At 47.3% G+C, this 26,548-nt stretch carries 26 protein-coding genes and 1 riboswitch; all 26 genes read right to left on the bottom strand.

All coding sequences use genetic code 11. From position 1 onward, the window contains the following. Positions 1 to 156: 156 nt before the first annotated feature. Complete coding sequence (locus tag IFU39_RS22840) at positions 157 to 1,878, bottom strand: phospho-sugar mutase (RefSeq protein ID WP_091036315.1); 1,722 nt, start codon at positions 1,876 to 1,878, stop codon at positions 157 to 159. Positions 1,879 to 1,989: 111 nt separating this feature from the next. Then, entirely contained in the window at positions 1,990 to 2,421 is a 432-nt protein-coding gene (fabZ, locus tag IFU39_RS22835) for a 3-hydroxyacyl-ACP dehydratase FabZ (protein WP_062836974.1), read from the bottom strand. 485 nt (positions 2,422 to 2,906) lie between these two features. Continuing rightward, positions 2,907 to 3,131: a DNA-directed RNA polymerase subunit beta gene (locus IFU39_RS22830; RefSeq protein ID WP_017691949.1), complete on the bottom strand. Its 225-nt coding sequence runs from the start codon at positions 3,129 to 3,131 to the stop codon at positions 2,907 to 2,909. 12 nt (positions 3,132 to 3,143) lie between these two features. Next, complete coding sequence (locus IFU39_RS22825; protein ID WP_076319216.1) at positions 3,144 to 3,983, bottom strand: flagellar hook-basal body protein; 840 nt, start codon at positions 3,981 to 3,983, stop codon at positions 3,144 to 3,146. A 533-nt stretch (positions 3,984 to 4,516) separates the two neighbouring features. Then, positions 4,517 to 5,401: a flagellar hook-basal body protein gene (locus IFU39_RS22820; RefSeq protein WP_076209801.1), complete on the bottom strand. Its 885-nt coding sequence runs from the start codon at positions 5,399 to 5,401 to the stop codon at positions 4,517 to 4,519. 100 nt (positions 5,402 to 5,501) lie between these two features. Further along, the gene (gene mreB / locus IFU39_RS22815) at positions 5,502 to 6,500 is read right to left on the bottom strand and encodes a rod shape-determining protein (RefSeq protein ID WP_036612542.1); all 999 of its coding nucleotides are present in this window, start codon (positions 6,498 to 6,500) and stop codon (positions 5,502 to 5,504) included. A gap of 219 nt (positions 6,501 to 6,719) precedes the next feature. Beyond that, entirely contained in the window at positions 6,720 to 7,007 is a 288-nt protein-coding gene (gene spoIIID, locus IFU39_RS22810) for a sporulation transcriptional regulator SpoIIID (RefSeq protein WP_024632710.1), read from the bottom strand. 170 nt (positions 7,008 to 7,177) lie between these two features. Further along, positions 7,178 to 7,918 carry a M23 family metallopeptidase gene (locus IFU39_RS22805; protein WP_192134995.1) on the bottom strand — a complete coding sequence of 247 codons (741 nt, stop codon included), beginning with the start codon at positions 7,916 to 7,918 and terminating at the stop codon, positions 7,178 to 7,180. Between the two features lie 1,020 nt (positions 7,919 to 8,938). Then, positions 8,939 to 10,279 (bottom strand): stage II sporulation protein D, encoded by a 1,341-nt coding sequence (spoIID, locus tag IFU39_RS22800; RefSeq protein ID WP_192134993.1) that lies wholly within the window; start codon positions 10,277 to 10,279, stop codon positions 8,939 to 8,941. Between the two features lie 467 nt (positions 10,280 to 10,746). Beyond that, the gene (murA, locus tag IFU39_RS22795; protein ID WP_192134991.1) at positions 10,747 to 12,093 is read right to left on the bottom strand and encodes a UDP-N-acetylglucosamine 1-carboxyvinyltransferase; all 1,347 of its coding nucleotides are present in this window, start codon (positions 12,091 to 12,093) and stop codon (positions 10,747 to 10,749) included. Between the two features lie 522 nt (positions 12,094 to 12,615). Beyond that, the gene (locus tag IFU39_RS22790) at positions 12,616 to 12,873 is read right to left on the bottom strand and encodes a DUF1146 family protein (RefSeq protein WP_017691941.1); all 258 of its coding nucleotides are present in this window, start codon (positions 12,871 to 12,873) and stop codon (positions 12,616 to 12,618) included. 606 nt (positions 12,874 to 13,479) lie between these two features. After that, complete coding sequence (locus IFU39_RS22785; protein WP_036612555.1) at positions 13,480 to 13,884, bottom strand: F0F1 ATP synthase subunit epsilon; 405 nt, start codon at positions 13,882 to 13,884, stop codon at positions 13,480 to 13,482. Positions 13,885 to 13,944: 60 nt separating this feature from the next. Next, entirely contained in the window at positions 13,945 to 15,348 is a 1,404-nt protein-coding gene (gene atpD, locus IFU39_RS22780; RefSeq protein ID WP_036612557.1) for a F0F1 ATP synthase subunit beta, read from the bottom strand. 93 nt (positions 15,349 to 15,441) lie between these two features. After that, positions 15,442 to 16,314 (bottom strand): ATP synthase F1 subunit gamma, encoded by an 873-nt coding sequence (atpG, locus tag IFU39_RS22775; RefSeq protein WP_076319219.1) that lies wholly within the window; start codon positions 16,312 to 16,314, stop codon positions 15,442 to 15,444. A 170-nt stretch (positions 16,315 to 16,484) separates the two neighbouring features. Further along, positions 16,485 to 17,999, bottom strand: coding sequence for a F0F1 ATP synthase subunit alpha (atpA, locus tag IFU39_RS22770; RefSeq protein WP_036612563.1), 1,515 nt, complete (start codon positions 17,997 to 17,999; stop codon positions 16,485 to 16,487). Between the two features lie 16 nt (positions 18,000 to 18,015). Continuing rightward, complete coding sequence (locus IFU39_RS22765) at positions 18,016 to 18,564, bottom strand: F0F1 ATP synthase subunit delta (RefSeq protein WP_036612565.1); 549 nt, start codon at positions 18,562 to 18,564, stop codon at positions 18,016 to 18,018. Further along, complete coding sequence (gene atpF, locus IFU39_RS22760; RefSeq protein WP_036612568.1) at positions 18,561 to 19,049, bottom strand: F0F1 ATP synthase subunit B; 489 nt, start codon at positions 19,047 to 19,049, stop codon at positions 18,561 to 18,563. The genes IFU39_RS22765 and atpF overlap by 4 nt, the downstream gene beginning before the upstream one ends. A gap of 113 nt (positions 19,050 to 19,162) precedes the next feature. Continuing rightward, complete coding sequence (gene atpE, locus IFU39_RS22755; RefSeq protein WP_017691934.1) at positions 19,163 to 19,387, bottom strand: F0F1 ATP synthase subunit C; 225 nt, start codon at positions 19,385 to 19,387, stop codon at positions 19,163 to 19,165. Positions 19,388 to 19,465: 78 nt separating this feature from the next. Continuing rightward, complete coding sequence (gene atpB / locus IFU39_RS22750; protein ID WP_017691933.1) at positions 19,466 to 20,284, bottom strand: F0F1 ATP synthase subunit A; 819 nt, start codon at positions 20,282 to 20,284, stop codon at positions 19,466 to 19,468. A gap of 45 nt (positions 20,285 to 20,329) precedes the next feature. Then, the gene (locus tag IFU39_RS22745; RefSeq protein ID WP_017691932.1) at positions 20,330 to 20,707 is read right to left on the bottom strand and encodes an ATP synthase subunit I; all 378 of its coding nucleotides are present in this window, start codon (positions 20,705 to 20,707) and stop codon (positions 20,330 to 20,332) included. Next, entirely contained in the window at positions 20,700 to 20,954 is a 255-nt protein-coding gene (locus tag IFU39_RS22740; RefSeq protein ID WP_017691931.1) for an AtpZ/AtpI family protein, read from the bottom strand. Before IFU39_RS22740 ends, IFU39_RS22745 begins: the two co-directional genes overlap by 8 nt. A gap of 185 nt (positions 20,955 to 21,139) precedes the next feature. Continuing rightward, positions 21,140 to 22,297, bottom strand: coding sequence for a non-hydrolyzing UDP-N-acetylglucosamine 2-epimerase (gene wecB, locus IFU39_RS22735; protein ID WP_036667768.1), 1,158 nt, complete (start codon positions 22,295 to 22,297; stop codon positions 21,140 to 21,142). A gap of 223 nt (positions 22,298 to 22,520) precedes the next feature. Continuing rightward, positions 22,521 to 23,150, bottom strand: a complete 630-nt coding sequence (upp, locus tag IFU39_RS22730) for a uracil phosphoribosyltransferase (protein WP_017691929.1) — start codon at positions 23,148 to 23,150, stop codon at positions 22,521 to 22,523. Between the two features lie 429 nt (positions 23,151 to 23,579). After that, the gene (locus tag IFU39_RS22725) at positions 23,580 to 24,830 is read right to left on the bottom strand and encodes a serine hydroxymethyltransferase (protein ID WP_342345678.1); all 1,251 of its coding nucleotides are present in this window, start codon (positions 24,828 to 24,830) and stop codon (positions 23,580 to 23,582) included. A 216-nt stretch (positions 24,831 to 25,046) separates the two neighbouring features. Beyond that, complete coding sequence (locus IFU39_RS22720; protein WP_076254013.1) at positions 25,047 to 25,640, bottom strand: TIGR01440 family protein; 594 nt, start codon at positions 25,638 to 25,640, stop codon at positions 25,047 to 25,049. A gap of 141 nt (positions 25,641 to 25,781) precedes the next feature. Next, positions 25,782 to 25,863, bottom strand: a riboswitch (ZMP/ZTP riboswitch). Positions 25,864 to 25,959: 96 nt separating this feature from the next. Continuing rightward, entirely contained in the window at positions 25,960 to 26,532 is a 573-nt protein-coding gene (locus IFU39_RS22715; RefSeq protein ID WP_036612575.1) for a low molecular weight protein arginine phosphatase, read from the bottom strand. Positions 26,533 to 26,548 lie beyond the last annotated feature (16 nt).

Genomic DNA, 26,548 nt, shown 5'->3' with positions numbered 1-26,548 from the left:
TAACATTCATACAATAGGTTACAAACAGCTTGTGTCAACAAGCCTTCTTATATGCTAGAACCATCTACACTTTTATTTCAAAGAAAAACCCCTCCGCCAACCAACCTTACGGTGCGGAGAGGCCTTCTCATGTTCTTGCTCATTGTTGCATTTGTATTATTGTGCGTCTACACGCGACATCACTGTTGTCACCAGACGCTCGATCCGGCTTTCCGCATCTTCCAAATTCTCTCCACGCACGGCGAAGTATACTTTGATCTTCGGTTCTGTTCCTGAAGGACGCAAGCAGAACCATGAACCGTCTGCCAAAATGAACTTCAGTACGTTCTCCTTCGGAAGACCGTCCAGACCAAGGGAATAGTCCAGCACATCTTGTACCGCAATTCCCGCTACTTCTTGTGGCGGATTGGAACGCCAGTCCGTCATTTTGGCTTGAATCTGAGCCACGCCGTCTTTGCCTTTCAGCGTACGGGACTCCAGCTTCTCCAAGAAATATCCGAATTGGTTGTACAGCTCTTGCAAGACATCATACAGCGTCTTGCCTTGGCTCTTATAATACGCAGCTGCTTCAGCAATCAGCATCGAGGCAAGGACAGCATCCTTGTCACGGGCATAGTTGCCTGAAAGGTAGCCATAACTCTCTTCATATCCGAACAAGAATGTATGACTGCCTGTTGCTTCGAACTGGTTCATTTTTTCACCAATATATTTGAAGCCCGTCAGTGTGTTCATCACTTCTGCACCGTAATGTTCAGCAATAACAGCACCCATCTCACTTGTTACGATTGTTTTGACAACCGCACCATTGCTTGGCAGTGTTCCGGTCTCTTGAAGACGGCTCAACAGGTAATGTACCATAATGGCACCAGACTGGTTACCGGACAAGACGAAATATTTGCCATCGTTGTCTTTCACGACAGCACCCATACGGTCTGCATCCGGATCTGTTCCGATCAGAATGTCAGCGCCTACGGATTCTCCCAGCTTCATTGCAAGCGTAAACGCTTCGCGTTCTTCCGGGTTAGGGGATTTCACGGTAGAGAACTCAGCATCCGGCTGTTCCTGTTCAGCTACAATGTGCACTTGCTCGAATCCGATCTGCTCCAGCACGCGACGTACAGGAATGTTACCTGTTCCGTGAAGCGGTGTGTAAACGATTTTGAAATCACGGCCTATGCCGGATTGGATCAGTTCGCGGCTCAGACTGCGGCTTGCTACGGTATCCACAAACGCTTGATCTTGGTCTTCACCCAACCAGATCAGGAGCCCTTGAGCTTCTGCTTCTTCTTGCGTCAGCTTTTTCACGTCAGCAAGGGAAGGCACTTCCTGGATGTACTGAATGACTTTTTCAGCTTCATCCGGTACCAATTGACCGCCCTCATGATTGTATACTTTGTAGCCGTTATATTCCGGTGGGTTATGGCTCGCTGTTACAACGATCCCTCCAGTTGCCTTCTGATGACGCACTGCGAATGACAGCTCAGGAGTTGAACGCAGGGATGGGAACAGCTTGGCTACAATGCCGTTTCCAGCCAGTACAAGCGCAGCATCCAGTGTGAATTCAGGTGAGAAATGACGGGAATCATGAGCAATGACAACAGAAGGTTTGCCTTCTTGGTCACCATGCTGCTCAAGCAAATAACGCGCAAATCCTTGCGTTGCCCGACCTACGGTGTAGCGGTTCATCCGGTTGCTTCCGGCACCAATGACTCCGCGCAATCCACCTGTACCAAACTCCAGGTTTCTGTAAAAACGTTCCTCCAGCTCTTTCGGCTGATCCTGCAAGTCACGAAGCTCCTGTTTCGTTGCTTCATCAATCGAAGCATCCTCCAACCATTGCTGCAACGTCTCTGCTGCTGCTGTGCTTAACTGTTCCATTCCGATAAACCCCTTCCGTCTATATAAATTCAGGTGTGCTGAGTTACTTCAACATCTTGCATCATTCGGTCCGTCTACGTTCCTGCATGATGTCAATGCTCACGTATGTAATCAGCTTGGGTCTGACAGTGCAAACATAATCTCGCCTTCAGCGACCACTTTGTCGTTCACTCGGGCAGTTGCTTTACCTTTACCGATAGAACCCTTCAGACGTGTAATCTCCACTTCCAGAATCAACGTATCTCCGGGCACAACTTGTCCACGGAATCGGAAGTTGTCCAGTCCCGCCAAAAATCCGATTTTTCCTTTGTTAGCTTCCAGGTTCAACATAGCCGCTGCACCAACCTGAGCCAATGCTTCGGTGATCAAAACACCCGGCATTACCGGATACTCAGGGAAATGACCGATAAAGAATGGTTCATTAATCGTTACATTTTTCAAACCAACCGCACGTTTGCCATCTTCCATCTCCAAAATTCTGTCCACCAACAGGAACGGCGGACGATGCGGGATAATTTCTTGAATCTGTTTGATATCGAGCACAGTGTAATCTCCTCTCGGGATGTTTATATGAGCGTTCTTCATCATGGATTGACTCTTAGCGCTTTGGTGGTCGTTACGGTTACGGATCGTCCCTCTGATCGCTGTTGTCTCCGAATTTTTTTGATCAACCTCAGAGAGGTCAAAATTCGGTGACAAAGGCGAGCGCTTCGCTTCTTCTGAACGATTCCGTTCCCTCCACTTACTTCGGTGCTGCAAGGTCAACCCCCACATGACAAAGTCGAAGCTCATATAAAAGGTTTTTAATTTTAAATTTTGTATGGAAAGCATATTTTCGGTTAACACTAGTTATATCCTTCATGACTGCAGTAGTGAAGGTTAAGATAAGGGGTCTCTCTTCGCGATGACGAATGTCTTTCGCAGGGGAGGCCTCTTTTGTGACGTCAAACGTCATCCATCATTATACTGTTTTCAACGTCAAAAAGAAAACTCCTGCCTGCGCAGGAGTTTTCGCTTAACTCGTTACATTATGGAGCGAATACCAGATTATATACATGTTCCCATGTACTCCATTGCCATACGGAACCGATATCCTGTTTGCCCAGTACCACATATCCAGCTACCATTCCGCCAGCGAGGGCAAGAACAAGCAGGACCGGAACCAGGAACCATCTTGCGATGCGCCATCCACTCTTCTTCTTCTTGACTTCCTTTTTCTCCGGCTTACTGTTCTGCTGCTGTGTTTCTGTCATCACATTCACCTTTTACGCTCTCATATTGTTGGCAAGACCCAACATGGAATCACTTGAAGTTAGCGCCTTTGCCGCCAGCTGATATGTCCGCTGTCCTTGCATAAGCAAAGACATCTCCTGTGTCAGATCAACGTTGGATTGCTCCAGAAATCCTGGTCGGATCAAGGCCGCTGCTTGACGTGTAGCTGCATTAGCGCCAAATACATCATCTTCGGTTAATCCCGCATCCAGACCAAACAGGTTATCCGCAAACTGCACCAGCCCCTCAGGACGTTCAATGTCTACCACTTGCAGCTGTGCTCCAATGGTTGCGTTTGCCGCATTACCGCGTCGGATTAACAGGTTGCCATTTTCATCAAAAGCAACTTTGCTATTATTCGGTGCCGTAATACGATTGCCTTGACGATCCAGGGCAAAGTGGCCTTCGCCATTGACCATCACCATCATATCAGGTGAATTCGGAGTAGGCTTAGGTCTTGTATCAGGTACAAAATGAAATGCACCCTGACGTGTCCACATTTTCTCCCCATTCGCTTCAACTGCAAACATCGCATTTCCTTCAATGGCCAGATCGGTCGGAAGACCAGTCTCGTTCAAGGGGCCTTGAGACATATCCTTCGTTACATCTGCCAAACGAGCACCAAAACCGAGGTTATATCCCATCGGTGTGGAACGCCCATCCAGTTTGTACTTGTCCGGTTGTTGTTGAACCCGGGTTAGCACATCCTCGAAGGCCGCTTGTTTGCTCTTATAGCCTGCCGTATTCACGTTGGCAATATTATCGGAAATGACATCCAGACGTTGCTGTATGGCAGTCATGGAAACCTTGGCACTAATCATGGAATTATTCATTGGTGGTATACCCTCCCTTGTGTCCTGTCCACCCTCCCAAACCCTCCCTAGTAGGGAGGGCCCCAGATGGCGCTGCCCTCTGGACTCCCGAAACAGGCGGATTAGGTAAGTGGGGTACGATCTTGCTAAGTGACGGTGGTGTGTGTTCGCCGCGACTGCCCGACTATGATTCCCGCCATCGTTTCACATGGCTGAATCATAGTCGGGCACGCTCTTTATGCGGCGTGTAGCTCCGCGGGGTCTCTTCCTTGCTTTGCTCCGCAAAGGACTGTCGAGACCGTCGCTGCGCTCAGGTACTGCCACGCATTCCTCGCATAGGCTCGGCTGCGTCTAGGCTCTTGCGCTCCGCGGGGTCTCTTCCTTGCTTTGCTTCGCAAAGGGCTGTCGAGACCGTCGCTGCGCTCAGGTATTGCTACGCATTCCTCGCATAGGCTCGGCTACGTCTAGGCTCTTGCGCTTCGCGTGAGCCTCTCTGCTTTGCTACGCAAAGGGCGTTTGGCTCTCCGCTGCGCGGTTATATTTAAACGTCTGCGTTATACACGCCCGACTTCATTGACGGCTTTATCAAGACTGCGGTCGTAGAATTGTACGACCTTCTGGTTCGCTTCATACGCACGGAATGCAGCGTTCATATCAACCGTTGCCTGTGAGGCATCAACATTGGAACCTTCCAGGTAACCCTGACGGATCTGCACATTATCACCGGCAGCCATCATCCGGGACGTTGCCCCGTTTGCATCGCTGAGACTGAAATTGCCATTACCTTGACGAACCAGTTGATTCGGCTGGTCAATGACACTAATGCCAAGAGTAACCCCTGTTGGTGCACCCGTTGCTGCATCTACCAAACGGCCTTGCTCATCCACTTTAAATTGCTCCACAGAACCTGTCAACACTACAGGTTGTCCATTATTATCCAACACTTGTGAACCTGTTGAACTCAGCAATTGTCCCGTTCCAGTGATCTCGAAGTGACCATCGCGTGTGTATCCGGTGTTACCTTCTGCATCCTGAACTGTAAAATACGCCTGAGGCTGGTAAGTCACCGTGCCGTCGGCCCGTACAAATTTGCCTGATGCGTCAAACGGGACAGGTTGTCCAGTCTGCGGATCATTGACAGTCATATTGGATGAAATGGAAAAATCATTTTTCTGCCCAGTCTCCATAATGGTCCCCTGCAAATTCATGGACAAACTCTCTTCCGCGAACACCCCCGTGTTCAGCTTGCCCAGCCGCTTTGTTGGAAGATTTGCATCTCCGCCCACCAAAGTAATGAGCATTTCCGGGAAGGAACGGCTTACGCTGTTCACCTGTTTATATCCCGTGGTGTTCATATTTACGATATTCTGTGTTGCTGTGTCATGGCGGCGTTGTTGCGTAATCATTCCCGCAGTAGCGGTGTACAGACCTCTTAACATGAATTAACCCCTCTCCTCAAGCGCTTGACCTGTCACAGGTTGGCTGCTTGTCCGTTCTGCTTTCCGAGCATGGCGAACCTTTGCTATTTATATCGGCAGATTAGAACTTTTTCTTAACCACCTGATCCAAATTATTAAGCATTATGCCTGTCCCCTTCACGACACAGTGCATTGGATCTTCCGCCACCCATACCGGTACATGCAATTCATTGGACAAAAGCTCGTCCAGTCCGTTCAGCAATGCACCTCCGCCAGTCAATACAACACCACGGTCGATAATGTCCGCTGACAATTCAGGCGGTGTACGTTCCAATACCGATTTGGCTGCCACGATGATGGATTGCACGGAATCCCAAAGTGCTTCCTGTACTTCATTTCCCGATATCGTTACGGTAACAGGAAGGCCGGATACCATATCGCGTCCGCGAATGTCCATCTCTGTTTGATGTCCACCCGGATGTACGGTACCAATCGCAATTTTGATGTCTTCAGCGGTCCGTTCACCGATCATGAGCTTGTACTTGGCTTTGATAAACTTGATAATGGCTTCGTCGAACTTGTCCCCTGCGACTTTAATAGAAGAGGCGGTGACCACGTCGCCCATAGAAAGGACTGCAACGTCAGTCGTACCGCCGCCGATATCCACGACCATATTGCCGCTCGGCTGAAAAATATCCATTCCCGCACCGATCGCTGCCGCTTTCGGCTCTTCTTCTAGAAACACTTCTTTGGCACCACTGCGTTCTGCCGCCTCACGGATGGCCTTCTGCTCCACGGAAGTAATGTTCGTTGGTGCACAGATCAAAATTCGAGGGTGGCTGTACCAGCTTCTTGCACCCACACGATTAATGAAATGTCTGAGCATCGCTTCTGTAATCTCGAAATCCGCAATAACGCCGTCACGCAGCGGTCTAATGGCAACAATGTTACCTGGAGTACGCCCCACCATACGACGCGCTTCTTCCCCAACAGCAAGGACACGCTTCGTATCTCTTTCAATGGTCACGACGGAAGGTTCATCGAGGACAACCCCACTTCCTTTCACGTGAATAAGCACGTTGGCCGTGCCAAGATCAATACCGATATCCTTGCTAAACATAAAAGAGCCCCCAAAGTGATATTATTTGGTCAGCGTATCCTGTGAAAAAGAGTCCCTTATCACGTCACCGCTCGTTCGACAAAGTGCAACATATATATGTAAAAATCGGGCTGATAAGATGTCATAATTCGATCCTGTACCAGCATTTAACATATCATACTTCAGGGGAGGGATTCAATGCATGTGTGAGCTTTTTGGCCTACGTCTTTGTGAAGATGCTTACGATTTGGCGGAAGCCAACACCTCACGTTTCTTGCCACTCGTTTTTTTGTATTTAATTTTGGTCGCTTCACCGCCCCGCAAATGGCGGATCGACTTGTGATACTCCAAAATGTGTTTCACCTGGTCAGCAAGATCAGGGTTGATTTCCGGCAGACGCTCCGTCAGATCCTTATGCACAGTACTCTTTGACACGCCGAATTCTTTGGCTATGGTACGGACCGTATTCCTCGTCTCAACAATGCAGCGACCAATTTTGATGGTCCGTTCCTTGATGTAATCGTGCACGCTCCCGCCTCCCTACTGTGTGGATAGTTTGGTACATTATATGAGGAGCATGCCTATATATTCGCGGTTTAGAGGTGTGACAAGCTTCGAAGGTCCCATTATTTTCTGAAAAGCACAAAAAGAGCAGAGGTTTAACCCCCTGCCCGTCATGTTGCTGCGGTAAAATTCATTTATTTTTCCGGAAGATATCCTTGAGGGTTAACCGGCTGTCCGTCTTCGTACACTTCAAAGTGAAGATGGTTGCCAAGCGTTTTACCCAATTCATTGACGCCAGCGGATGCAATCGCATCTCCCTGTTTCACTTCGTCGTCCTGTTTCACTTTGACGTCTGCCAAGCTTTGGTACACCGTCTTCAGGTTATCGCTATGTGTGATTTCCACAACTTGACCTGTGAGCGGATTTTGCTCAACCCGGGTAACTTTACCGGCGAGTGCTGCTTTGACTTCAAACGTTTTGTTATCCCCACGTGCCAGATCCACACCCGTGTTCGGGATGAATGTATCATTGTACTGCACCATTGCCGCTTCATGTTCCTCGGTTGAAGCTTCGCTATCATAGAAAGGTTTCACTACCGAAATTTCGGACGGTACCGCTACCGGCCATACAAAATTCTCCGACTTTGCAACAACTTCCACACTTTCTTCTTCTCCACCTACTGTTGTTCCTTCTGTACCCGCCGATGCACCTGTTTCTACTACCCCGCTAGCAGGGTCCGAGTTTAGCGTTTTGTCGCCTGTGCCCTGATAGACCCACACTAAGGTTAGTATAATGCCTGCTGCTGCGATGTAGGCTGCCGGGAAGACCCAGCGTTTGGACATTGCTCTTTTCCATGAAGAGGGCTGACTAGCCGGTACTCCTTGAGTTGTTTTAGGAGTTTCTTCTTGGTTTGTTTTTTTGTTTTGTTCATTCATGTTAATCACCTCAGTAACAAGTGTTACCGGGTGCAACTCTTTTATACACGCGCGACTCTAATTATTTTCAGGGAGGTTTCAGAGAGTGCTATATATGTGAAGGGTGAGTGGTTAGTGCGTGCGCCGCTTCGGGGCCAGAAAACCTTTCGACCGCTGGTTACTACCAGATTTCTTCTATCACCTTCTTCAAAGGTGAAATCCGGTAGTAAAGGCGGACACTTTGTTTCTACAGGTCTTTTCTGTCCCCTGCGCTCTCCATACGGCTAGCAATCTCCGCATATATAGCCAAATCTCGAAAGCTCCGGAATGGGTGTTGGTAGACTGGTCCGGATTGGCTGTAGGGGTCAATCTTTCTATGAAGTGCATTTATCGGTGAGAGAAAGGATATAGGATGTGACTGGATAATGCAGATTTAAACCACCCAGGTTCTTTGAAAGTGAGATGTGAGATTAGAGATAGACAAAGCGCGCCAATACTGAATGTTCCATCTAACATCTTGATTTAAAAGAAACTGGATCATGAATGGTTACAGTATAGTTAGAAGTTGCTTGGTAGACAGGGAACATAAATCAATTTTTTAACCTTAGGGCTTGGAAACTTGATTTCAACGTTCTGGTTCTGGTTCGGCTTGCTTATTGCGAATGAGCATGTAGTGAATGGCAGTATCCACCATTTTGTTAGTGATTAGAATAATAAAATATTTCTAACGAACTCAGACGGCCTTATGGGCGGGGAAATCGCGGCTTAGGAATTCTAACGAACCGTAGACACGCTAATTACTCTTTTGGGCGCTATTATCGGATCAGTTCGGTGGTATGTCGTGATATAACGTGTCTGAGATTCGTTAGAATTTCCATTCGTTGTGATAACGCCCAATAAGATCTCTCAGATTCGTTAGCGCCCCACTGGTGGAAAGGAAGCCTGATGAGTTCCAAACCAAAACTGCTCTTATTCATATACATTCGCACATACTCCTACTCATTCGAATTATTTCGCTTTATCCATCCGTGTTCATCTCTCCTACTTCGATGCAAGCATCTTGGATGCCTGTCCGAATGAAATGCCGGTATAGTAGTGTTTGAGAATTTGGGTGGCCGTGTGTCCCTCCTGCGCCATGCCGTTTGCTCCCCATTGGCTCATGCCAACCCCATGACCGTAACCGTACGTTGTAATCTGGATTTCTTCACCTGTGGTCTTCCAACTGAACTGGCTGGATCTTAATCCAAGCAGCTTACGCACCTCGGGTCCGCTGAATGTTTCACCTGCGATCTGCATTTCTTTAATCCGATGCCCTTTGGTTGTAGACAATACTTCCATCCACGATCCACCCTTCTGGGCGGTAACCGGAATAGCATCCAAGTTTAACTTCTGCAGAATATCATTACGCTTCATGGTGACGGTCTGTTTGAATCCTGGTGCCAGGTTTTTGTCCCACGGACTGTCTACACTTTGCAGATACGGCACGGCGTTCCCCCATACATCCTCAGCATTCTCGGTATACCCATTACTTGTGGAAAAAAAGGATGCGGTGATTGCCTTGCCCTGATATGTCATCACCGTATCTCGACTTTCGCGCACAGCCTGTTGCAGCTTCTCCCATTCCTTCGCCTTCCCTAGACGCGTCCAATCCGCTTTCACCTGATCTGGCGGAATAAACACCTGATGGCTGACCGTATCCGTTACATCCGCCGCACCTGATGGAACACCGCTTGTATCACTCGCAGCTAACCTACGCACGATAAATGTACGAGCTGCTATTGCCTGCGCCTTTAACGCCTCCAGTCTGAATTCCGCTGGCATCTCAGCTGCCACAACCCCGGTAACATAGTCTTCCAATGGCAGATTCATCGTTGTGCCCGTTGCAGACAGGTATACGCGCACTTTAGGTTCAGGGTACGTAACAGGAACGGCTGGCGCAGGAGCTGGGGTTCTTGTACTGCTTGAATCTGTTGGAGCAGGGATCGGCTTTGGTGATTCGCTTGTCCGCGGCCATACCAGAATTACCGGAATCAGTAACGCCATTGCCAATAAGGCAGATACAGCGGCAGCAGGTTGCCATCGCGTCGTATTACGTCCCCATCGGGGTTTTCGTCCAAATGTCCGCATTCGGCGACGCTTCACTCGGCGGAACTGGTCCAGCTCAATAACAGGTATATGAATATGCTCGGTTGTCTTTCGGTTCAGTTCATCTGCCGACACCCGTCCTGGATTGGATAATCTTGCAGGCTGTGATGGAACAGTCCTCAGGTTCAATGGGGCAGACTTGTCTTTTTCCACTCCAGAAACGGTATTTCCCTCCGGCTCTTGCATATCTGGACGAGGGACAAGGGGTACCTTTACCTGTACACGAGCTTCTTTCATTCGAATATAACCCTCCGTTATCTATGGCCGGTCATGTGCCGGTCGTGTTGTTCAAATCCATAGTTTAGGTTATGAGCTGGCTTGATCTGATAGAACCTGATTTGAGAGAAACGAGGCCCTTTTCGTTCTGTTCAATTTCTTGTTTTCTTTTGCTATGTACATCTTAGAAACGTTGATCTGTCGCTGTATACCGGTGTTTAGCTGGATCCGACACCCATATAAAGTATGCTCTTTCATTTGGTTCAGAATCGATACAGAATACGATGTTATGCTATACAAGTTAGGACCAGCTATTAATAGAATCAGGTATCAAATATCTCGTTGTCTTCTTAAAAGTAAACACAAAAAAAGCCAAGCCAGATGGCTTAGCTTTATCATTTTTGACAATTACGTTCCATCGCATTCATAATCCACACAACCGTGTGACTTATAATAGAGGGACCATATTTTTTCTATTCAATCCAGTGTTAAGCCAAAGTTGGTTGCACCTTAAACATCGGTACTTCTTTCTCCACTTTTTCACTAGGTGCTTTGGTTGCTTCCAGCTTAGGCTCATCAACCGAGATCCGATAGATGTCAGCGCCAAGTCCGTTAAGCTTCTCAGCGAGATGTACATAGCCACGGTCGATGTGATGAACACCGCCCACTTCCGTTGTACCTTCAGCAACAAGACCGGCAATAATGAGTGCGGCACCCGCACGCAGATCGGTAGCCGTTACTTTGGCACCCTTCAGTTTGGCATTACCTGTGACGATGGACGAACGTCCTTCAACTTTGATCTCCGCATTCATCAATTGGAATTCATCCACATGCATGAATCGGTTTTCAAAAACAGTCTCTGTCACGACACTTGTTCCTTCAGATGCAAGCAAAAGTGCCATCATCTGGGATTGCATATCTGTCGGGAATCCTGGGTATGGTAATGTTTTTACATCCACAGCCTTAAGAGGGCGATCTGCGATTACACGCACGCCATTCTCATCCGGTTGGATTGTAACACCCATCTCTTCAAGCTTCGCGATAACGGAGCCTAAATGATCAGAGATTGCACCTTCAATGTACACGTCACCACCCGAAATTGCAGCAGCAGCCATATACGTACCAGCTTCTACCCGATCCGGAATAACGGTGTGTGTAACACCTGTCAGTTTCTCCACACCTTCAATGCGGATCACTCCAGTACCAGCACCACGTACGATGGCACCCATTCCATTCAGGAAGTTGGCAAGATCCACAATCTCAGGTTCTTTTGCCGCGTTCTCCAGAACAGTTACACCTTCGGCCAATGTTGCAGCCATCATAATATTTTGAGTGGCACCTACGGAAGCCACATCCAGATAAATTTTCGCGCCACGCAACCGACCTTGGCTACGAGCTTCGATATAACCTTGGCCCAAGCTGATCTCTGCGCCCATGGCTTCAAAACCTTTCAAATGCTGATCAATAGGCCGTGTACCGATGGCACATCCACCAGGAAGTGAGATTCTTGTATGACCCATACGAGTCAACAAAGGCCCCATGACCAGGAAAGACGCCCGCATTTTACTTACCCATTCATACGGGGCTTCATAGGAAGTAAGTTTCTCCGCATTTACGGTAATCACTTCGTCCCGGTATGTAACTCCCGCTCCCAGCGATTCCAACACCTTGTTAATCGTCATCACATCGTCTAGAGGAGGCGCGTCAATAATAACGCTTTGTCCTTCTTCCCCTAAGAGAGAGGCAGCGATGATCGGAAGAACAGAATTTTTAGCGCCGCTAACTTTGACACTTCCGGTCAACCTTTTGCCACCGCGGACGATAAATTTGCTCATCATGGTTCCCTCCGCGCTTTTATTCCCTTTTCTTCATTCCGGAATACGTAAGCCCCACTATGCTAGAAAGGACTGTTGCTGTGTGTGGAATTTCGACATATTCTGGCATATTGCCACAGATGTCTGTTCAGAAAAGAATTGGTTTTTATAATCCATATCAATGATACCATGTGCCGTGCATCTTGCTATTCAGCATGTAAAAATCAGTGTCTTACAAGCCAGCAGAGCATCAGAACAGACAGAGTGGGATGGTTATTAGCCGGCATGAACCGGATATCCCGTTTATAACTACAAAATAAGTGAACAATTGTGAATTCCCTAACTTCCATCATAACATTGTTGAATTGTACGATACAAGCATTTTTACATAAAACATCTCAAATTCATCCAATTTTACGTCACATTTTTTTCTTAATTTCTTTACCGACAACTCATACTCTAATTGTTAACACAATTAATCGATGTTATTCGACAATGAGCAGCTTGAAGAACCTAACAGATGATTAACCAACCATCTCAACATTAAAACAAATTACGCAACATTTGAGTCCAGGACAAGTAGTCAATGACAAAGCCAGCAACGGCATGCCCCAAAATGATGGCGAGCAACAAATGCAACAGTCTTCCCTGGGCACCTCGTGGCTGCCTGATGATTAAATCCAGTTTGAGATTTGTCAAAGCCCACCAAGACAACGCAATACATAACAGGGAGACGATGATTGAGACCAAGCCGTTGGTGCTTAACGCCTGGTTCACCTGATTCGTCAGATCAGTATCCATATATTCTTTACCTCCACATTTGTTGCAGCGATCAGCATATCATATGCCCGGCACCCATAACTTGTTAGTATACTGGAATGTCTTAAGCACAACATACTGAGCGTACTGTCAGATTTACTCCTGCCAGGCAGGAATCTCCTGATGCCCAATCACCGAGCAGCAACAATGCGGCTGTGCATGACTATGGAATCTACTACGCAGCTTCCTGCTTCTGCTGACTCTATGGAATATAGGCTCTTTCATCATACATTGTCAATTACATTGATTTCCACTTCTAAAATATTTTAATTTTAAAATGCCGGGATTTTGTGACTAAAACGACATAAAAGAGCGCTATTTCGATATCGATTCTGTCATTTCCTCGGAAATAATTTAAATTTACTCATGAAAAAAATGGTTCTCTTAGTGGTAAATGCGCCCACTACTTTAGTCCTACATTCTATTCAAATAATCATAATCGGTGAATATTTTGCTTAAAATACTTCTGTTTACTGAAGGGATAGGATGGATTTGTGGTCAGCCCTTTTGATATATTCGATAAAACAATTCTATTAAACAAACTCAAAAAAGCCCGGCAGACTAAGCCGCCAGGCTTCCAAGAATCGTTTATTTGCCGAACACATTAATCCGGTTAACCGCTTTTTGCAGCGCAATCTCTGCACGACGGTGATCAAAGTGGTCCTGATTGCTTTGGCTTGCAAGCCGACGTTCTGCCCGCTCTTTCGCCGCACGCGCACGATCCACATCAATGCTTTCCGGGAATTCAGCACTCTCTGCGAGTACAACAACCTTATCTTTACGAACTTCGATAAACCCGCCACCGATAGCAACTCGTTTATTTTCTTTTCCGTTATGGATATAGATTGGTGCAATCTGCAAAGGTGTAACCATAGGAATATGACCTGGCAGAATGCCCAGTTCCCCTTCAATACCACGAGCCGTAATGCTATTCACCTGTTCTGAATAGACCAAACGCTCGGGTGTTACGATTTCCAACAAAAAGGTGCTCAATTCCATCCCTCCTGAAACTATCCGAAGGATAGCCCACATAAGGACAATCCTGGATTCAGACTAAACCAGTGTTTTGGCTTTCTCCACTGCCTCTTCAATTGTACCAACAAAGAGGAAAGCTGCTTCCGGAAGATCATCATACTTACCTTCGAGAATCTCTTTAAAGCTGCGCACCGTTTCTTTAACCGGAACGTATTTACCTGGAATACCGTTAAATGCTTCAGCAACGTGGAAAGGCTGGGACAAGAAACGTTGGATTTTACGAGCACGGTATACAAGCGCTCTATCTTCTTCACTCAACTCGTCCATACCCAGGATTGCAATGATATCTTGCAATTCATTGTAACGTGCCAAGATACGTTTAACGCCTTGAGCTACGCTGTAGTGTTCTTCACCTACAACTTCAGGGGACAAGATCCGGGAGCTGGAAGCCAGTGGATCTACCGCAGGGTAGATACCCATCTCGGAAATTTTACGCTCCAAGTTCGTCGTTGCATCCAAGTGGGCAAACGTCGTTGCAGGAGCCGGGTCAGTGTAGTCATCCGCAGGCACGTAGATGGCCTGGATGGATGTTACAGAACCTTTTTTCGTTGATGTGATACGTTCTTGCAGTTGACCCATTTCTGTTGCCAGCGTAGGTTGGTAACCTACCGCGGAAGGCATACGTCCAAGCAAGGCAGATACTTCTGAACCCGCTTGGGTGAAACGGAAGATATTATCGATAAAGAGCAACACGTCACGGCCTTCTTCATCACGGAAGTATTCCGCCATCGTCAGACCTGTGAGGGCTACACGAAGACGTGCGCCTGGAGGCTCGTTCATTTGTCCGAAGACCATTGCTGTTTTGTTGATAACGCCGGAATCACTCATCTCGTGATACAAGTCATTACCTTCACGTGTACGCTCACCAACACCCGCAAATACGGAGATACCGCCGTGCTCTTGTGCGATGTTGTTGATCAATTCTTGAATGGTTACCGTCTTACCTACACCGGCACCACCGAAGAGACCGATTTTACCACCTTTAGCGTAGGGAGCGAGCAAGTCGATAACTTTGATTCCTGTCTCCAGCATTTCTGCTTGGGTAGTCAGTTCATCAAATGCAGGTGCTGAACGGTGAATCGGGTTCTTGTGCTCAGCAGCTACGGCACCGCCAGTATCAATTGCTTCGCCGAGTACGTTAAATACACGACCCAGTGTTGCTTCTCCGACGGGTACAGAGATTGGTGCTCCTGTATCTAAAGCTTCCATACCACGAACAAGTCCATCCGTGGAGGACATCGCAATACAACGTACTCGGTTGTCACCCAGATGTCTCGAAGCTTCGAGTGTAAGGTTCACACTTACGCCGCTCTCACTTACTGTAGTGATCGTAATGGCATTGAGGATTTCCGGCAGACCGCCGCGATCAAACTCGACGTCAACAACCGGACCCATGATGCTCACAACGCGTCCTTTGTTCATCTTAACGTTCCCCTCCTACAAGCCTGCTACTTTTGCAAAAATAATGTACCGTTCGTTTATCTTTGCTCTGCAAGCCTTCATTAATAAAAACAGTTAGCCTTGTGCTGCGTTGGCACCTGCCACAATTTCCGTAATCTCCTGCGTAATCGCCGCTTGACGGGCACGGTTATAGGTCAATGACAATTCGTTAATCATTTTGGATGCATTTTTGGTTGCATTACCCATCGCCGTCATTTTCGCGCCTAGCTCACTCGCCTTACCGTTCAAAAGCGCACCATAGATCAGCGTTTCCGCGTAACGCGGAAGCAAAACCTCCAGTACAGCCTCAGCAGACGGCTCGTATTCGTAGCTTGCCGTTGGTCCTTCCGCAGCAGTTACCTCAGGTGTTTCCATCGGAAGAAGTTTTTCTACCGTAGGAATCTGGGTCAACGCATTCACAAAGCGGTTATAACAAATGTACAATTCATCAAATTCAGCCAGTTCAAACCCATGAACAGCCTCGTGTGCGATGGATTTGATATCTGCAAATGAAGGCGAATCCGACAGATCCGTTGTTGTGGATGCCATCGCCATTTCACGACGTCTGAAGTAATCGCGTCCTTTACGTCCAATGACGAACAATTCGTAGTCATCTTGGGAGTTGTGGCGCTCTTTGAGCGTCTGATTAACCTGACGCAAAACGTTCGCATTGTATCCACCTGCAAGACCACGGTCCGATGTAATGATCAGGTAAGCTGTCTTTTTGACCGGACGGCTCTCCAGCATCGGATGCTGTATACCTTGCGTGCTTGATGCAATACTAGCTACAACTTCTTTCAGTTTCTCCGAATAAGGACGGGCTGCTTCCGCTTTTTCCTGCGCTTTACGCAGTTTTGCAGCAGCTACCATCTCCATTGCTTTGGTGATCTGCTTGGTGCTTTGTACGCTTTTAATTTGCCGCTTAATTTCGCGCATGCCTTTTGCCATGATTTCACCACCTCAAAACTTTGACGGGGTCAAAGTTACTTCGTAAGCATCACCACTAGTTTTGACAAAGTCAAAACTACATCGTAAGCATCATCTTTTTTGACAGAGTCAAAGTATTACATGCAGACATGCGGAATCGGTTAGACAACTCCGCACCTGCAGTCATTTATTTAGACAGAGACAGCAAAGCTCTTTCTGAACTTCTCAATTGCACCTTTCAGTGCATTTTCGTTGTCTGCAGTCAATTCTTTAGTATCACGGATGGATGCAAGAATTTCCGGATGACTGCTCTCCATGAAGGCAAGGAACTCACCTTCGAAACGAGTCACATCACCTGTAGGAATTTCATCCAGGAATCCTTTAACGGCTGTGTACAAGCTGACCACCTGTTGTTCTACGGCCAGAGGCTGGTTTACACCTTGCTTCAGGATTTCCATCATACGTGCACCACGATTCAGGCGAGCCTGAGTCGCTTTGTCCAGATCGGAACCAAACTGGGAGAACGCTTGAAGCTCACGATATTGAGCGAGGTCGAGACGCAGGGAACCTGCAACCTTTTTCATCGCTTTGATCTGAGCAGAACCACCGACACGAGATACGGAAATACCTACGTTGATTGCCGGGCGTTGTCCAGCATTGAACAAGTCAGCTTCCAGGAAGATTTGTCCGTCCGTGATGGAGATTACGTTCGTTGGAATGTATGCTGATACGTCGGAGGCTTGTGTTTCAATGAACGGCAGTGCGGTTAAAGAACCACCACCCAGTTCATCATTCAGCTTCGCAGCACGCTCCAGCAAACGGGAGTGCAGGTAGAAGACGTCACCCGGATAAGCCTCACGGCCCGGTGGACGACGAAGCAACAAGGAAAGCTCACGATATGCAGAGGCTTGTTTGGTCAAGTCATCATAGATAACCAGAACGTGCTCGCCTTTGTACATGAAGTACTCACCCATCGAACATCCGGAATACGGTGCGATGTACAAGAGTGGTGATGGATCGGAAGCTGCTGCAGTTACAACGATTGTGTACTCCATTGCGCCTTTACGACGAAGAGTTTCCACAACTTGAGCAACCGTAGACTGTTTCTGACCAATAGCCACATAGATACACTTCATGCCGCTACCTTTTTGGTTCAGGATCGCATCAATCGCGATGGATGTTTTACCTGTTTGACGGTCACCGATGATCAACTCACGTTGTCCACGACCGATTGGAACCATTGCATCAATGGCTTTGATCCCTGTTTGCATCGGCTCATGAACCGATTTACGATCCATTACGCCTGGTGCTTTACCTTCAACCGGACGGAATTCCGTTGTAGCGATTGGCCCTTTGCCATCTACAGGAATACCGAGCGGGTTCACAACGCGTCCAATCAATGCTTCGCCTACAGGCACTTGCATGATTTGACCAGTACGTTTCACTTGGTCACCTTCACGAATATCGTAGTAAGGTCCCAGGATAACGACACCGACATTGCTTTCTTCGACGTTCATGGCGAGTCCCATAACACCGCTTGGGAATTCAACCAACTCGTTGGACATGACGTTCTCAAGTCCGTAAACACGAGCGATACCATCACCAACCTCGATTACCGTTCCGACTTCGACTACATCGATATCGGTCTTGTATTGTTCGATTTGGCTCTTAATTAATGTACTGATTTCTTCTGGTTTGATACTCAAGTGTCCTCACCCCAATCTACTGTACTCGTCTGTTAAAAGACTGCTCAAGACGTTCGAGCTTGCCAGCCAAGCTGCCGTCATAGATCGTATCGCCAATGGCGACTTTCAATCCGCCCAGCAGAGTCGGATCAACAATGTTCTCGATACGAATCTTTTTATTCACACGGCCACCGAATTCACGGGCTACCGCTTCTTTTTCTTCATCATTCAACGCATAAGTCGAGTAGACACGCGCATCAGCGATGCCCAGCGACTCACCTTGGATCTTCCGATAATCATTCAGCAAGTCTCCCAGCAATTCAACGCGCCCGCGCTCAATCAACAACAAGACTGTACGAAGGACTGAATCGGATACCTTGCCATCAAGACTTGAGTGAATTACGTTCTGTTTGGCTTCATCAGAAATGTTAGGGGATACGATAAACTTCTCGATATCTGCATCTCCGGTCAATGCACTGACTACTGCAACCAGTTCCTGTTCAACCTCAAGCACCTGCTGTTGCTGAAGAGCAACTTCGAACAATGCTTTCGCATAACGCTTGGCAACTATCGTATCGCGGCTCATTGTCGGCCTCCTACCTCATTGAGGTATTGGTTCACAAGCTCTTCTTGTGCAGGACCGTTCTCAACTTCTTTTTTGATCAACTTGGATGCAATCTGAACGGAAGCTGTACCCAGTTCGCTGCGAAGTGCTGCGACTGCTTTGTTCTTCTCGCTCTCGATTTCGCGTACTGCATCGTCTTTCAGACGATTAGCTTCAGCTTTTGCATCAGCCAAAATCGATTCAGCTTGTTTGCCACCTGTTTGTTTGGACTGTTCAATGATGTCGTAAGCATCTTGACGTGCTTGCTCAAGAGCTTGTTTTTGTTCCTCCACATAGGCAATGGCCTGTTCCCGAGTCTGTGCAGCCTCATTCATCTGCGTCATCACGAGTTCACGACGTTTTTCCATAATGGAGAACAAAGGCCCGAAGGCATAACGGCTAAGCAGCCAATATAAAATTGCAAATGCAACAATCGCAAGAAGCGTATTTTCCCATATGAAACTCAATCTGTTCACTCCTTCCTGGAGGTATCCTTGAAACGTCATCCGTTAGAACGGACATTACCTAAAAAGAAGGCGCGGATGGCTATGGCCTTCCCCGCCAAACCTTTAAAATTTGATTAAGCCATACCGTAGAACATGAACGCGAGTACCACACCGATGATCGGCAATACCTCGATCAAACCTACACCGATAAACATTGTTGTTTGAAGAGTGGATTTTGCTTCCGGTTGACGGGCAATACCTTCCACCGTTTTGCTGATTACCATACCGTTACCAATACCTGCGCCAAACGCGCCCAGTCCTGCAACAATTGCTGCTGCGATTAATGCCATTGCTCCCATTTGTATATCCTCCTTAAAATGATAAATCGAATTTTTTATTGTTCAGCCTGGTGAAGAAATCTTCGTAGGGCTTGAAACTTAATGCTCGTCATGCGTCTCGATGCTCTGTGAAATGTACACCATCATCAAGATAACAAACACAAATGCCTGGATCGCGCCGATAAAGATACTAAAGCCTTGCCACACCATAAGTAGCGGAATCGCTGCAATAGCACCAAACACTTTGAATGTGGTCAGTTTCAGGATCGTTGCGATCAGTACCTCACCTGCAAAGATATTCGCGAATAAACGCATACCGTGTGTCAACAGCTTGGATGCCGTCTCAATCAAGTTGATTGGCAAGAACAAGGCGAATGGCTTGAAGTAATGCTGGAGATACCCTTTCGTGTTACGGAACAATCCAAGTCCATGAGATACAAGGAACGCTACGAGAGCAAGTCCCATCGTTACAGACAAGTCGGCTGTTGGTGATTTCCACCAGGCCAGTTCAACGTGTGGGTGTGCTTCAGGGTCCTTGGCATGCGCTTTTTCAAACGCCTCCACCGCTGTAACAATCGGCTTACCGAATACCTGTGCCTGATTAACATCTGTTACCTCAGATACAGCCACGAGCGGAAGGCCGAGCATGTTCCCTACAAAAATGAACATAATCATGGAAAGAGCGAGAGAGATAAAATGTTTACCTTTCTTCATATCCATTGTACTGGAAATCAGATTGCGGACGAATTCTACTGCCCACTCCATAAAATTTTGCAGCTTGCCGGGATTTTCAACGGATAATCTCCGTGTTGCCAGTACAGCAAAAATAAAAACAATTGCACCTGTAACTACCAGCATCAACAGAACCGATAGATCCAGTCGAAATCCGCCAAGCATAATAATTGGAGCTTCATGCATATTTTTCTCACCCCTTTCTCGACTTGAAAGCTGCAGCCCTTAACATCATTCTGCTCTGCGGGAATAGACAATCCCTATAATCAATAAGGAATATTGTGCAATGACGAGACCGCCTGCAACCGCATATGTATTGAAGTACTGCGGAAAGCGCATCGATATGAATATACCGAGCACAGCGAATGCCGCTCTTGTCAAAAATCCCAAGTTGACACGCTTCAAGTTACCTTCTGCCGCATCATCAGACATTTTCCTTACTTTGTAGCCCAGGTAAAATGCATTGATCCAGCTAACTCCTGTACCCAGGGCCAGTCCCAAAGCAATTGTCTCCACACGTGGCATAAAGGCCGCTGCGAGAAAACAAATCATAAGAAAGTACATGACGAAAACAGTCATCGATCTGCGGTATCTGGTTAGTTCACTCATCACTTTCCCCCATGATTTTTTTCGCGATAAAGTAGATGCTTACACCGCCTGCCGCAAGAAAAAAGAGAACGCTTACGGCGATCCATATTCCGTTACCTCCGATGGTCTTGTCCAACCAGGAGCCAGCGTAATATCCGGCAACAGCGAGAATGGCAATCTCGATCCCAAAAGCTGTCACGAGTCCCATCGCTTTCCATACATTATCGTCATGGTTACGGGATGAATTTGGTTTGTTCGAATCGGCCATTTTCCACGCCACCCTTGCAATCCCAGTTAATTTTACTGAATGATGAGAGCCTTTGTCAATTGAATGATTTTAGCGTTTTAAAGGGGGAAACGACGGGAATACAGACCCTCAAAGCCCATAAACCCGCGTAAACCGTACAGTTTAACTGTATGCTTGCCCTTTATAAATCCGTCAGAAAAAATGTATTATTTTTTGAATTTTCTGTGAAATGATTCCGGACGCTCACTATTTACACCGAAATGATGCAAAATCGCATTGACAATTCTTTCCGAAGCATGTCCATCACCGTATGGATTGGCAGCCTGGCTCATGCTTGCATACAGGGTTTTGTCTGTAAGCAGAGCTTTGGTCCGTTCATACACACGTTCCTCTTCGGTACCTACCAATTCCAGCGTTCCGGCTTCAATACCTTCCGGGCGTTCTGTTGTATCGCGCAATACGAGCACAGGCACACCAAACGAAGGTGCTTCTTCCTGCAAACCGCCTGAATCGGTCAAAATCAAGTGAGTGTGCGGGTAAAAGTTATGCAAATCCACCACGTCTAGTGGATCAATTAATTGAATACGGGGATGATTCCCCAAGATCGCGTGAGCCGGCTCCTTCACAGCAGGACTTGGATGCACCGGGTACACGATGGCAATATCTTCGAATTCGTCGGCAATCCGTTTGACGGCCTGGAAAATGTTGCGGTGAGGCTCGCCTTGAGATTCACGGCGATGAGCTGTCATCAGCACAAGGCGTTTGCCTTGGGCCCAATCAAGTACCGGGTGTGTGTAGTCCTCCCGTACAGTATATTGAAACACATCTGTTACCGTGTTGCCTGTGACGTACGTACTAGACTCCGATTTATTTTCTTTGGCAAGATTGGAAGAAGACCAATCCGTAGGCGCAAAGTGTAGATCAGCCAGTACTCCCGTCAGCTGACGGTTCATCTCTTCCGGATATGGAGACAGCTTGTTCCACGTCCGCAGCCCCGCTTCCACATGTCCTACCTGAATCTGTTGCAAGAATGCTGCATAGCTCGCTACAAAGGTAGTTAATGTATCCCCGTGAACCAGTACAATATCCGGCTTAGCTTCGGCTAACACTGGCTCCAGACCGCCAAGCACACGAATTGTGATTTCATTCAATGTCTGACGGTCCTTCATCACATCCAGATCATAATCGGGATGAATGTCGAAAACTTCAAGTACCTGATCCAACATCTGGCGATGCTGCGCAGTTACGCAAACAATAGATTCAATAGACTCAGGGTGTTTCTGCAATTCCAAAATAAGCGGAGCCATCTTGATGGCTTCCGGACGCACCCCGAAGATCGTCATGACTTTAATTTTGTTGGACATTCGAGCAAAGCCCCTTTTCTATAAGTTCATGTTCAAAAAGTCCGGTTTTCAGTACCAAGAATATGGAATGAAGGTAGAAATGGAGTAGCGGAGCGTAGGGAAAACTACGTGAGCAACGGACATTTCGGCTGAATTTCATATTCGATGCCGATGATGCCCTTGGGCATCCTTCGTAATCAAAATTGGACTTTTTGAACAACCTCTTACAAAGCATGCGATATGCTTATTTAGTGCCGTATAGACGGTCTCCTGCATCTCCAAGCCCTGGAACGATATAACCATGATCATCCAGACGGTCGTCCAATGCTGCTACATAGATGTCCACATCGGGATGTGCATCTTGTACAGCTTTTACGCCTTCCGGTGCTGCAACCAGGTTCATCATCTTGATTTGGGTACAGCCACGTTTTTTGAGCACATCAATAGCTGCAATTGCCGAACCACCCGTTGCCAGCATCGGATCAATTACAATCAATTGACGCTCTGTTACGTCTGTAGGCAGTTTGGTGTAGTATTCTACCGGTTGCAGTGTTTCCGGGTCACGGAACAGACCCACATGTCCAACTTTTGCCGCTGGCAACAATTTCACAACGCCATCCAGCATTCCGAGTCCTGCGCGCAGAATCGGCACCAGTCCGAGCATACGTCCAGAGATGACTTTACCTTGTGTTGCAGCTACAGGTGTCTGTACATCAATCGTTTCCAGTTCAACATCTCTTGTAATCTCATAAGCCATCAACGTTGCTACTTCATCCACCAATTCACGAAAATCTTTCGTATTCGTACGCATGTCGCGTATAAACGTCAGTTTGTGTTGAATCAAAGGGTGATCACATATTACTAATTTTCCCATCTAATTTGTCCCTCCGGTAAGTTCTTCATGTTCAGCATTTCCAAATATACCTAGCCACCATTCATGGGCTCGATAAATCCTGTATATTATATCATCACCAACAACGAATTACACCATCAAAGGGCACCCAATCATTACAGATTACCGAATCCTATAAAAAACAGGACCGGAAAATGATCCATCCGGTCCTGTTTTGCTCTTGCTGTTATGTCGTTGAGAAAATGAAAATGATGAATACAATGGCACTCCGCCTACAGAATGATCCTTCGATCGCTGTTATCCCCAGATTTTTTTTATTCTCCTTTTAACAAGGGAAAAATCCGGGGATAAAGGCGAGCGCTTCGCTTCTGCGGTCTCATTCTGTCTGCTTCGTTTTTTTGTATCCCATTTTAAGAACATCTCAAATACAAACAGCATGAGCAAAGTTTTTTAGTATTTATGATCTGTATAGAGCGGGAATTGGTCTGTCAGTGCAGTCACTTCTGCACGGGCTTCATCCAGCTTCGCTGTATCTTTTGGATTTTTCAGCGTTTTAGCAATGATCTTACCAATAGCGACCATCGCTTCTTCGTTCATGCCACGGGAAGTTGCAGCAGGTGTACCAATTCGAATACCACTCGTTACAAACGGGCTTGTAGGGTCGAATGGAATTGCATTTTTGTTCACGGTAATACCGATGGAATCAAGCACATGCTCAGCTTCCTTACCTGTGATGTTCACACTGCGTGTGTCGATCAGCATCAAGTGGTTATCTGTACCACCGGATACGATGTTCAATCCTTCAGCGATCAGTGTTTCAGCCAGAACCTGTGCGTTTTTCACGACATTCTCTGCATACGTTTTGAACGATGGTTGCAAAGCTTCACCGAATGCTACCGCTTTGGAAGCGATCACGTGCATCAGAGGTCCACCTTGGGAACCAGGGAATACGGCTTTATCAATCGCTGCTGCCCATGCTTTGCGGCACAGAATCATACCACCACGAGGTCCACGCAGCGTTTTGTGTGTAGTTGTTGTAACGAAATGCGCATGTGGAACCGGGTTTGGATGCAAACCAGCAGCAACCAGTCCTGCGATGTGAGCCATGTCCACCATGAACAAAGCGCCTACATCATTGGCGATGGAAGCCAGCTTTTCAAAATCAATGGTACGTGGATATGCACTTGCACCTGCAACGATCAGACGAGGACGGTGTTTGAAAGCCGCTTTGCGTACTTCATCATAATCAATCAGGAATGTATCTTCCTGTACGCCGTATGCTACAAAGTTGTACAGCAAACCAGATGCGTTAACCGGGCTACCGTGTGTGAGGTGTCCACCATGGGCAAGGTTCATACCAAGTACAGTATCACCAGGTTTCAACGCTGCAAGATAAACTGCCATGTTCGCTTGTGCACCGGAGTGAGGTTGAACATTCACGTGTTCTGCTCCGAACAATTCTTTTGCACGATCACGCGCGATGTCTTCAACGATGTCCACATGCTCACAACCGCCATAGTAACGTTTACCTGGATATCCTTCAGCGTACTTGTTGGTCAGAACAGATCCCATTGCTTCGATTACTGCTTCACTTACGATGTTCTCGGATGCGATCAGTTCGATGTTGTTCTGTTGACGTTTCAGTTCAAGATTCATCGCTTCCAGTACTGCCGGGTCATTCTTGCGCAATTGTTCCATGATTAAATTCCTCCCAGTTATAAGTGAAGTTATAAAGTGAAACTAATGTTTACACGAAAACGGCGAGTGCAACACCAATCTGAAGAAACGAAGTGGTCGCCTTTATCACCGGATTTCCCCTTTTAAATAGGGAATTAAAAAATCTGGGGATAACAGCGATCGGAAGATGGTGATGCAATCAAAGTCAGGAGTGTAACCCAATTAGTCTCGCTTTATATGTTAGTCACAAAATGTCGAATCTGGTTGTTCTTCCATACGATACACCGCGCGTTCGCCGCCAATCAACTTCGGACGGGTCAACGCTGTGGTTACACGAGCATCTCCAACATAGCGAAGCGCTGTACGATAGGGTACGGCTACATGCCGGAGATGCATCCCAATCATCGTCTCCCCAATGTCCAGTCCCGCATGGGCCTGCACATGTTCAGCCAGGCATGGATCGGTCAGCGAACGATATGCTGCGGATGCCATTGAACCTCCGGCCTTGGGCACGGGTACTGCACCAACCTCGGTCAATCCAAGTCGAGTAAGCACAGAACGTTCCATTACCAGCGCACGGTTCAGATGCTCACAACATTGGAATACCGTGTCAAAACCGAACTCTTCCTGCACCTCGCGTATACCCGCAAGAAGCTGCTGCGCCACTTCAATGGCACCACTCGTACCAATCCGAGCGCCTGCGACTTCACTTGTGCTTGTACCGATCACAACGATCTGTCCAGGCCCAAGCTGTCCGGCAAGCGCCAGTTCATGCAGAATAGACGCGGTCTGTTCCTGCAATCCGGGTTGTTCCGAATCTAACTCTATAGTCATCCTATTATCGCCTCCCGATAAAATCATGCCCGCTAACTCTTGGTTGTCCTTCGTATTCTTGCACGGCATCTCAGGTACTATTATAGCGAATAATCAGATGAAAGACGAAAAAAAGAGCAGTCTGCGGGTAACGCAGAATTGCTCTTTTGCCCAGGCGACCGGCCGTTTGTTCCGGTGCTCCATCGTGGTTATGCCCACTTCGTCGCCAGTTACACCGGATCCCTGTTTTCCCCTTCATCATAAAACAACCCGCGGCTAAAATCAACGGTTAATTTACATCACGTGTCCTATTTCTATAACCTGCCTCGCAGGATCAGAATTATCCCAGCTTATCCAAAAGCCGGTCCAATGCCGTCCGAATCTCAGCTGCAGCTATATTGTAATCATCACGACTTCCTCCAAACGGATCGGAGATGTCGAAACTTGGAATTCGTTGTCTAATCTCAATGGCTCGCTCACGCTCCGATGCCAGGATCTCTTGGCCAAGGGCACGTTTCATCTCAAGCGTTGCAAACAGGCTGTCCAACTCCTGAACATCACTTAATACCTGTTCATCATCCTCCACATATTCTTTCAATGTATAGGTTTTGTGGACTGAATCGGGAAAAACCTGCATGACATGCTGCTTATGACTCCGTGTTAATGTAAGAACCAGATCGGCCCAACCTACCAGGTTAGAGCTAAGCTGTGTGGAATGAGGTGGACCTTCAACGTTATGATCTCTCAAAACCGCTTCAGCATGTCGGGAGATCGGCATACCCGACGTTGCTGCCACACCTGCGGAGCGAACCTCTACCTGAATGCCACGCTCCGATGCCAGTTTTCTCAAAAGCCCCTCTGCCATGGGGCTGCGGCACGTATTTCCTGTACACACGAATAAAATATGTTTCATTGTGTTAGCCTCCCCA

Source organism: Paenibacillus sp. CFBP 13594 (assembly GCF_014842675.1).
In the GTDB taxonomy this organism is placed as follows: domain Bacteria; phylum Bacillota; class Bacilli; order Paenibacillales; family Paenibacillaceae; genus Paenibacillus; species Paenibacillus amylolyticus_B.
Note: the sequence above shows the minus strand (reverse complement) of the source record. Positions and strands in the feature narration are given on the sequence as shown.

What these genes read in the sequence shown, in the direction of transcription:
- IFU39_RS22830 (WP_017691949.1), bottom strand. Translation starts at nt 3,131, where the DNA reads ATGACAGAAACACAGCAGCAGAACAGTAAGCCGGAGAAAAAGGAAGTC.
- spoIID (WP_192134993.1), bottom strand. Translation starts at nt 10,279, where the DNA reads ATGAAAGAAGCTCGTGTACAGGTAAAGGTACCCCTTGTCCCTCGTCCA.
- IFU39_RS22805 (WP_192134995.1), bottom strand. Translation starts at nt 7,918, where the DNA reads ATGAATGAACAAAACAAAAAAACAAACCAAGAAGAAACTCCTAAAACA.
- IFU39_RS22765 (WP_036612565.1), bottom strand. Translation starts at nt 18,564, where the DNA reads ATGAGCCGCGATACGATAGTTGCCAAGCGTTATGCGAAAGCATTGTTC.
- upp (WP_017691929.1), bottom strand. Translation starts at nt 23,150, where the DNA reads ATGGGAAAATTAGTAATATGTGATCACCCTTTGATTCAACACAAACTG.
- atpG (WP_076319219.1), bottom strand. Translation starts at nt 16,314, where the DNA reads ATGGCAAAAGGCATGCGCGAAATTAAGCGGCAAATTAAAAGCGTACAA.
- atpE (WP_017691934.1), bottom strand. Translation starts at nt 19,387, where the DNA reads ATGGGAGCAATGGCATTAATCGCAGCAGCAATTGTTGCAGGACTGGGC.
- atpD (WP_036612557.1), bottom strand. Translation starts at nt 15,348, where the DNA reads ATGAACAAAGGACGCGTTGTGAGCATCATGGGTCCGGTTGTTGACGTC.
- IFU39_RS22790 (WP_017691941.1), bottom strand. Translation starts at nt 12,873, where the DNA reads ATGGATACTGATCTGACGAATCAGGTGAACCAGGCGTTAAGCACCAAC.
- IFU39_RS22820 (WP_076209801.1), bottom strand. Translation starts at nt 5,401, where the DNA reads ATGTTAAGAGGTCTGTACACCGCTACTGCGGGAATGATTACGCAACAA.
- IFU39_RS22825 (WP_076319216.1), bottom strand. Translation starts at nt 3,983, where the DNA reads ATGAATAATTCCATGATTAGTGCCAAGGTTTCCATGACTGCCATACAG.
- mreB (WP_036612542.1), bottom strand. Translation starts at nt 6,500, where the DNA reads ATGTTTAGCAAGGATATCGGTATTGATCTTGGCACGGCCAACGTGCTT.
- IFU39_RS22715 (WP_036612575.1), bottom strand. Translation starts at nt 26,532, where the DNA reads ATGAAACATATTTTATTCGTGTGTACAGGAAATACGTGCCGCAGCCCC.
- IFU39_RS22740 (WP_017691931.1), bottom strand. Translation starts at nt 20,954, where the DNA reads ATGGCCGATTCGAACAAACCAAATTCATCCCGTAACCATGACGATAAT.
- atpB (WP_017691933.1), bottom strand. Translation starts at nt 20,284, where the DNA reads ATGCATGAAGCTCCAATTATTATGCTTGGCGGATTTCGACTGGATCTA.
- IFU39_RS22745 (WP_017691932.1), bottom strand. Translation starts at nt 20,707, where the DNA reads ATGAGTGAACTAACCAGATACCGCAGATCGATGACTGTTTTCGTCATG.
- IFU39_RS22720 (WP_076254013.1), bottom strand. Translation starts at nt 25,640, where the DNA reads ATGACTATAGAGTTAGATTCGGAACAACCCGGATTGCAGGAACAGACC.
- IFU39_RS22840 (WP_091036315.1), bottom strand. Translation starts at nt 1,878, where the DNA reads ATGGAACAGTTAAGCACAGCAGCAGCAGAGACGTTGCAGCAATGGTTG.
- murA (WP_192134991.1), bottom strand. Translation starts at nt 12,093, where the DNA reads ATGAGCAAATTTATCGTCCGCGGTGGCAAAAGGTTGACCGGAAGTGTC.
- wecB (WP_036667768.1), bottom strand. Translation starts at nt 22,297, where the DNA reads ATGTCCAACAAAATTAAAGTCATGACGATCTTCGGGGTGCGTCCGGAA.